Annotated in this window: 8 protein-coding genes; 2 read left to right on the top strand and 6 right to left on the bottom strand. The window is 64.3% G+C overall.

What is annotated here, in order from left to right; all coding sequences use genetic code 11:
• Positions 1 to 452 (top strand): conjugal transfer protein TraG N-terminal domain-containing protein (locus ACFSCU_RS17825; protein ID WP_377561295.1); only part of this gene is annotated, 452 nt, incomplete at its 5' end.
• A gap of 6 nt (positions 453 to 458) precedes the next feature.
• Here ACFSCU_RS17825 and ACFSCU_RS17820 read toward each other — a convergent pair.
• The 3 genes from ACFSCU_RS17820 to ACFSCU_RS17810 all read right to left on the bottom strand — a co-directional run bounded on the left by ACFSCU_RS17820 (position 459) and on the right by ACFSCU_RS17810 (position 2,174).
• Positions 459 to 818 (bottom strand): DUF3742 family protein, encoded by a 360-nt coding sequence (locus ACFSCU_RS17820; RefSeq protein ID WP_180550133.1) that lies wholly within the window; start codon positions 816 to 818, stop codon positions 459 to 461.
• An 84-nt stretch (positions 819 to 902) separates the two neighbouring features.
• Positions 903 to 1,535: an RES family NAD+ phosphorylase gene (locus ACFSCU_RS17815; RefSeq protein WP_180550134.1), complete on the bottom strand. Its 633-nt coding sequence runs from the start codon at positions 1,533 to 1,535 to the stop codon at positions 903 to 905.
• A gap of 12 nt (positions 1,536 to 1,547) precedes the next feature.
• On the bottom strand, positions 1,548 to 2,174 hold the full coding sequence (locus ACFSCU_RS17810; protein ID WP_180550135.1) for an integrase: 627 nt from the start codon (positions 2,172 to 2,174) through the stop codon (positions 1,548 to 1,550).
• A 315-nt stretch (positions 2,175 to 2,489) separates the two neighbouring features.
• On the opposite strand from ACFSCU_RS17810, the gene mobH reads away from it, so the two are divergent.
• Entirely contained in the window at positions 2,490 to 4,346 is a 1,857-nt protein-coding gene (gene mobH / locus ACFSCU_RS17805) for a MobH family relaxase (RefSeq protein ID WP_377561294.1), read from the top strand.
• A gap of 15 nt (positions 4,347 to 4,361) precedes the next feature.
• Here mobH and ACFSCU_RS17800 read toward each other — a convergent pair whose 3' ends face one another.
• The 3 genes from ACFSCU_RS17800 to ACFSCU_RS17790 form a co-directional block, all read right to left on the bottom strand.
• A complete protein-coding gene (locus ACFSCU_RS17800) occupies positions 4,362 to 5,339 on the bottom strand; it encodes a Bug family tripartite tricarboxylate transporter substrate binding protein (RefSeq protein ID WP_377561296.1) in 978 nt (325 codons plus the stop codon).
• A 106-nt stretch (positions 5,340 to 5,445) separates the two neighbouring features.
• Positions 5,446 to 5,811 carry a hypothetical protein gene (locus ACFSCU_RS17795; RefSeq protein WP_377561293.1) on the bottom strand — a complete coding sequence of 122 codons (366 nt, stop codon included), beginning with the start codon at positions 5,809 to 5,811 and terminating at the stop codon, positions 5,446 to 5,448.
• A gap of 53 nt (positions 5,812 to 5,864) precedes the next feature.
• Positions 5,865 to 6,182 (bottom strand): hypothetical protein, encoded by a 318-nt coding sequence (locus ACFSCU_RS17790; protein ID WP_180550138.1) that lies wholly within the window; start codon positions 6,180 to 6,182, stop codon positions 5,865 to 5,867.
• Positions 6,183 to 6,250: the final 68 nt, after the last annotated feature.

The following is a 6,250-nucleotide window of genomic DNA, read 5'->3' as shown; positions in this document are numbered from 1 at the left end:
TTTCGGGCACACAAGGGCAATGCCGTACTCGTTTGTGGCTCTACTACGGTGAAATATCCGGGCTAGTCGTAGGCACCTATGACCTGAAGACGGTCGTCACCGTGAGCGTCGTGCAGTTCGCGCTGTTCTTCGTGGATTTCTGGTTCCAGTTGGCCCGCTGGATCGACAGCACCATCCTCGATGCGCTCTATGGATGGGGCTGGGGCTGGAACCGGCCGCACAGCAATTTCGATCCACTGGTGGGGCTGAACAATGCCTTTGGCGACATGCTGCTGAACTTCGTCATGGGGACGATGTTCATCGTGCTACCCACGTTCTGGATCATGGCGCTGGCTTGGGCAGGTATCCGCGCCGGCAACGTCCTGCAAGGCCTCGCCGGCGCGACGGGAGATGCCAAGGCTGCTGGCGGGAGGGGTGGCGGCATCGCGATCAATGCCGTGTCGAAGAAGTAGGCGCAGCTAGGCGTCCTCGACGTGCGGATCAATGCGAAAACCGTCGTAGGTGTACAGGCCGAATCCTGCAGGTCCATTGCGCCATTCTGGCTCGGGCAAGTCTTCGTCCAGCCCAGCATTGCGCGCCACCCAGGCGGCCACCATCGCAAACACCAGCAGCAGCGCCAGCCAAGCCGTGCTGTACAGCAGCACACCGAGCACGACCAACTTGATCGCCCACAGCAGCGCAGCGGCACCGGCCAGCGGCACTCCCTTGGAGGCCAGCCAGTTCGACGCCCGCCGTTCGCCGCGCGCATAGGCACGCCATCCACGGCCAAAGGCGCGGCCGAGGCGTTCTGCGGTGCTGGTGCGGGTCGTCGTGTTCATGGTCGTCTCCTGCTGTTGAGGAATGCCTATTCCAGTTTGCTCCAATTCATTCGGTTTGAGGCTTCAATGCGCTTTCTTGCTGCTTCAGGACGCTTCGTCCTCCGGCTCCACCGGGCCGGGATCGGGTTCCACGCCGATGCGGTAGGTGGCAACGAACTGCGGCCAGTCCACATGGTCAACCAGCTCGATGTCCTCGACAACGCTGACCTTGGCTCCCGCACGCTCGAACAGGGCAATGCTCTTGGCGGGATAGTTGTTGCGCGACGGGTAGAGCACCCCGTCGAACAGGGGCTGGCCGTCGTTTCCGCGCATCGCATGCACCTGGGCGGACACCTGCTGCGTGTGCGTGTAGTCGCGGCTGGCCAACTGCTCCAGGTTCAGACCGAAGTAGCCCGCCATGACGCCCGGCGCCGTGAGGTCGGCCAGGAGCACATCGTCCAGCACGCCTACTGCGCGCACCATCCGGACCTGGACTTCCTTCAGGGCGATGGAGCGCTTCGTGTCTTCAAGCCACTGGTGCTTGTGAAACACCGACTCCATCAGCGCCGTGGGCAGGTCGCGCCCCAGGTAGAGCACGCCATAGGCCCCCGCCGGGTCATCGTAGCGATTCGTGCTGCTGCGGCCAAAGTACAGCGGACTGCCCCGATAGACGACGCGGCTCACATGCTGGAGCAGTTCACCGGCATCGATCAGGAACGAAGGCAGCTCGTGGCTCATGGCGATCTCGCTTCAATGCACCTGGACGCCCAGCACGTTGAACACGGCCTCGGCCACGTCATCGATCGTGCCATGCGTCACCGCATCCACCGGCGAGCGACCGCCCAAGCCTTCGAGTGGTTCGGACAGCGCGCGGTAGATCGTCCAGTGGTCGATGCCCTCGACCTCCTGAAGCACGGCTTGGGTCAACTGCTGCTTCACCGGGTCGAGCTGCCAGTCGGGCAGCTTCTGGCCGCGCGGCCCCACGTTCAGCGCCAGCAGACGACGGGCCAGGATGTCCTTGTAGATTTGCTGCCGCGACTTGTCCGCCAGCTTGGCGAACTCGGCAGGCGGCAGGTTGTCCGGCTGGTTGAAGGCTTCCAGCAGCACGGCGCGGCCTCTCTGGACGTCGGTTTCAGTCGGTGCCCAGCGCGTGTCGGCGCGCAGCGCGGCCGCCTTGCGCTGCAAGGCCTGCGCCACCGTTTCACCTTCCAGGTTGGCGGGCAGCTTCACCGCCTCCACGCGCTCGTGGATGAACGCCTGCAACTCGGCCGCGAACGCCGGGGCATCCCGGATTTCGACGGTATCCGCGAATCGGCGCACATCCTCCACCGTGACGCGCGGCAGACGATCGGCAATGAATTCGATGGCAGTGGGCATGGTCATTTCCCAGGTAGGTTTGAGACAGGATTCACTCTAGTCGCCTTTGTCTCTCTTGTCAACTTTGTCGCCTTATTGGAAGCCTACCTGGCGGGGCAGCGTCTTGGGAGCATGGGCCCGGGCCAGCGCCAGGTCGCCGTCCAATCCATTCGTGCGGGTTCCACATTGACGCTGGAGCCGTAGCCCAGGCCCCGCTATACCGAAACGGTTAAAGGCCAAAGGGTCGAAACGGCAAGGGAATGGGGTGCAAGGGGAAAGGCCCTACCTCGAAAAGGCCAAAAGGCCTCCCGCCCGGCCCGCCATCAGGACACCGACATGCTCTCCCTGTTCCAGCGAAAACGACCCCCGGTCGCTGCCGCGCCGTCGCCAGTACCCGACACCGACCTCCCGAAAGGGTGGGTGCGACCGGAGTCGGCCGCATCGCTGCTGGCCACCCCGCGCCGGCAGAAGCTGCTGGAACACATCTGGCAGCGCACGTCGCTCTCGCGCCGGCAGTTCGCCACCCTCTACCGCGCCCCGCTGGAGCGCTACGCCGAGCTGGTCCAGGCTTTCCCGGCCTCCGAAGCGCACCACCACGCCTACCCGGGCGGCATGCTCGACCATGGCCTCGAAATCGTCGCCTACAGCCTGAAACTGCGGCAGTCCCATCTGCTGCCCATCGGCGCCAGCCCCGAAGACCAGGCGGCGCAGGCCGAAGCCTGGACTGCGGCCGTCGCCTATGCCGCGCTGCTCCATGACATCGGCAAGGTGGCGGTCGATCTGCACGTCGAACTGGCCGACGGCAGCACCTGGCACCCGTGGCACGGGCCGCTGCGTCAGCCGTACCGCTTCCGCTACAACCCCGACCGCGAGTACCGGCTCCATAGCGCCGCGACAGGCTTGCTCTACCGGCAACTGCTCGACCGCGATCTGCTGGACTGGCTCAGCGGCTATCCGTCCCTGTGGGCGCCGCTGCTCTACGTCCTGGCCGGGCAGTACGAGCACGCCGGGGTGCTGGGCGAGCTGGTCGTGCAGGCCGACCGCGCCTCCGTCGCCCAGGAGCTGGGCGGCGACCCCGCGCGCGCCATGGCCGCGCCCAAGCACTCGCTCCAACGCAAGCTGGTCAACGGGCTGCGCTACCTGCTCAAGGAAGAGCTGAAACTGAACCAGCCCGAAGCCTCCGATGGCTGGCTCACCGAGGACGCGCTGTGGCTGGTGAGCAAGACGGTATCGGACAAGCTGCGCGCGCACCTGCTGTCCCAGGGGGTCGATGGCATCCCCGCGAACAACACCGCGGTGTTCAACGTGCTCCAGGACCACGGCATGTTGCAGCCGACGTCCGATGGCAAGGCGATCTGGCGCGCGACCGTGACCAGTTCGACCGGCTGGTCCCACTCGTTCACCCTGTTGCGGCTGGCACCTGCGCTGATTTGGGAGCCTGGCGAGCGGCCGACGCCGTTCGCCGGGACGGTGGCGATCGACACGACACCAGCAGACAAAGATGCCGATGCTTCAGTGCCAGCACCAGCGATCGCGGCGGTGCCGCCCGCCGAAGATCAGCAGCCCGCTCCCTGGGAGGAAGCCAGCGGCGCCGCTGCCGTGGCTCATCCGCCTGCCGCCCAAGCCGTGCCCGACGTCATGGAAGACATGCTGGCGATGGTGGGAATGGGTGATTTGCCCGCCGCCCGGCAGGATGCAGAAGCCGTCTCGGTCGAAGCGCCTGCCGTAGGCCCCGAAACGCCTGCGCCGCCCCTGGCGAACCCCCTGCTTCCGTCACCAGCGCCCGCGTCCACTGCCGCGCAGCCATCCGGTGAGCACTTCATGGCATGGCTGCAACAAGGTGTCGCTTCGCGGCGGCTCATCATCAACGACGCCAAGGCGCTCGTACACACCGTGGGCGACACCGCCTACCTCGTCAGCCCCGGCGTCTTCCAGCGATATGCGCAGGAGCACCCGCAAGTGGGCACGCTGGCGAAACAGGAAAGCCAGCAGGATTGGCAGTGGGTGCAAAAGCGCTTCGAACGGCTGCAATACCACCGCAAGCATCCCAACGGCCTGAACATCTGGAGCTGCGAGGTCACTGGTCCCAGGAAGTCTCGCGGCCTCCACGGTTACCTGCTGGGCAATGCCCGGTTGCTGTTTGCCGAGACGCCGCCAAACAATCCCTATTTGCTACTGGCGCAAGAGAAGTAACAAGGCTTCAAGCACCTATTCAGGTTTGACGTTGGCCGCCTTAACCATTTCGCCGACGAAGGCCGTGTCCTGCTTGATCACCGCGGCGAATTCCCGCGGAGACCCCGCCATCACAGTCATACCCTTGGAATTCACCTGCTGCTCGGCAAAGGCCGAACTGCGTAAGATCGACGCGATTTCAGCGTTCAGCTTGTTGACAATCTCCGGTGGCGTCCCCTTTGGCGCGAACAAGCCGTACCAGATGAACGACTTCAGGTACGGGAAGCCTTGCTCCGCCGTCGTCTTTACGTTCGGGAACTGAGGCAGTCGTTTGTCCCCGGCCACCGCCAGCGGACGCACGCGACCACTTTTGATCATCTCACCGGCAACGCCTGGACTCGCGACACTCAAGTCGACCTCCCGAGAGGCCACACCCATCATGACCGGAGCGATACCCTTGTAGGGCACATGCAACAGGTCAACACCTTCACGCTTGTTGAGGTAGCCAAACACCAACTGTGGCTGCGTGCCGTTCCCGTATGAGCCGAAGGAGAAATGCTGCCGCCCCTTCTTCGCCGCAGCCACCATCTCCTGGAGATCCGTGAAGGGTACGTTCGGATGCGCGAAGACGAGGTTGTCGCCCTTGACCATCTGGATCACTGGTTCAAATCCGCCATCCGGGTCATAGGGAAGCGCCTTGAACAGGTGCCGGTTCGACGTGAATGTCGGATCTGTCGTTGCCAGCAACGTATATCCGTCCGCCGGCGAGCGGGCAGCGAGCTCTGCGCCGATGAAGGTCGAGGCGCCCGGCTTGTTCTCGACGACAAAGGGTTGCCCCCATTTCTGGGAGAGCTCGTTACCGAGCGCCCGTACCAGCACGTCAATGCCGCCTCCGGCAGGGAAAGGCACGATGACGCGCACGGGCTTGCTCGGGTAGGGAACCGCCTGCGCACCAGCCACACCCATGGCGACCAGTGCCACCACGCCGAGCATGATCTTGAGAGGGGAGGACATCTTGTTCACATTTGTCTCCTTGCTGCTTCTCAGTACGGACGCGGCGCGACCTCGTCCGCCTCGACAACCGACAACGTCATCTCACCCACCTGCTCGATCGCGATCGTCACCTTGTCGCCAGCAACGATCGGACCCACACCAGTTCTTCGATGGCGTCGCAGTGGGTAGACAGGTGCAGCAAGCGCCGCTTGTGCAGTGCACGTATCGCTTGGCGGATGTACAGCGTGTGAGGCGATTGATGCCACGGTGGGGCCGCACGCACGGTGCCCAGGTACAGGCCGTGGGCGGTTGAGACGCTGGCGTAGCGGGCGTCGTCTTCATCCTCAATGTGGAGCCAGAGGTTCTTGCCGATGAGGTCGGTGCGCAGGCACAGCCATTCGGCCGAATACCGGGCGTTGGCAAAGTTGAAATGGGGGCGCCGTCCGGTCGCAACACCGCCGAGCAGGGTGCACAACTTGCGAACGCCCACCATTCTGCGGACTGCACCGGGGTCGGCCAGGCGCAGGGGTGTCGCTCCTTTTGCGGTCAACCATTCCAGCTGGTCGAGTGGACTGCGGTGCCCAGGCCGCTGTGGGGTGTCGCGTTGTAGTTGGCGATGATGGTGTCGAGCAACTCAGCGGCGTATTCGAGTTGGAACTGAGTTGCTTTGGCTGCCGCATCCGGGTCGGCGCGCCGGACATCTTTGGGTGAGCCACCCGTGGTTGGCGACAGCCGGTGGAATCCACCGTCGGCCAGTCGCCGAAAAAATGACTCGATAGACGGGCGGTCGTCCAGGCTGCGCCGGCTGGCGAACGCTGTGGTGTCTTGTGGTTTCAGAACCCGGGCGCCGACCACATCGTGCATGGTGCGTATTCCACGCGATGGCGGACACGATTCCATGCTGATGGCGGACAGTGTTCCAGCGTGATGGC

Origin of the sequence: Ottowia beijingensis, assembly GCF_042680925.1 — a bacterium.
Classification (GTDB): Bacteria; Pseudomonadota; Gammaproteobacteria; order Burkholderiales; family Burkholderiaceae_C; genus Ottowia; species Ottowia beijingensis.
This window is presented reverse-complemented; position numbering and strand designations above follow the sequence as displayed.

Bases quoted from the DNA above. Each gene is read 5' to 3' on its own strand.
- mobH (WP_377561294.1), top strand. From the start codon at position 2,490: ATGCTCTCCCTGTTCCAGCGAAAACGACCCCCGGTCGCTGCCGCGCCG.
- ACFSCU_RS17820 (WP_180550133.1), bottom strand. From the start codon at position 818: ATGAACACGACGACCCGCACCAGCACCGCAGAACGCCTCGGCCGCGCC.
- ACFSCU_RS17810 (WP_180550135.1), bottom strand. From the start codon at position 2,174: ATGCCCACTGCCATCGAATTCATTGCCGATCGTCTGCCGCGCGTCACG.
- ACFSCU_RS17800 (WP_377561296.1), bottom strand. From the start codon at position 5,339: ATGTCCTCCCCTCTCAAGATCATGCTCGGCGTGGTGGCACTGGTCGCC.
- ACFSCU_RS17815 (WP_180550134.1), bottom strand. From the start codon at position 1,535: ATGAGCCACGAGCTGCCTTCGTTCCTGATCGATGCCGGTGAACTGCTC.
- ACFSCU_RS17790 (WP_180550138.1), bottom strand. From the start codon at position 6,182: ATGCACGATGTGGTCGGCGCCCGGGTTCTGAAACCACAAGACACCACA.
- ACFSCU_RS17795 (WP_377561293.1), bottom strand. From the start codon at position 5,811: ATGGTGGGCGTTCGCAAGTTGTGCACCCTGCTCGGCGGTGTTGCGACC.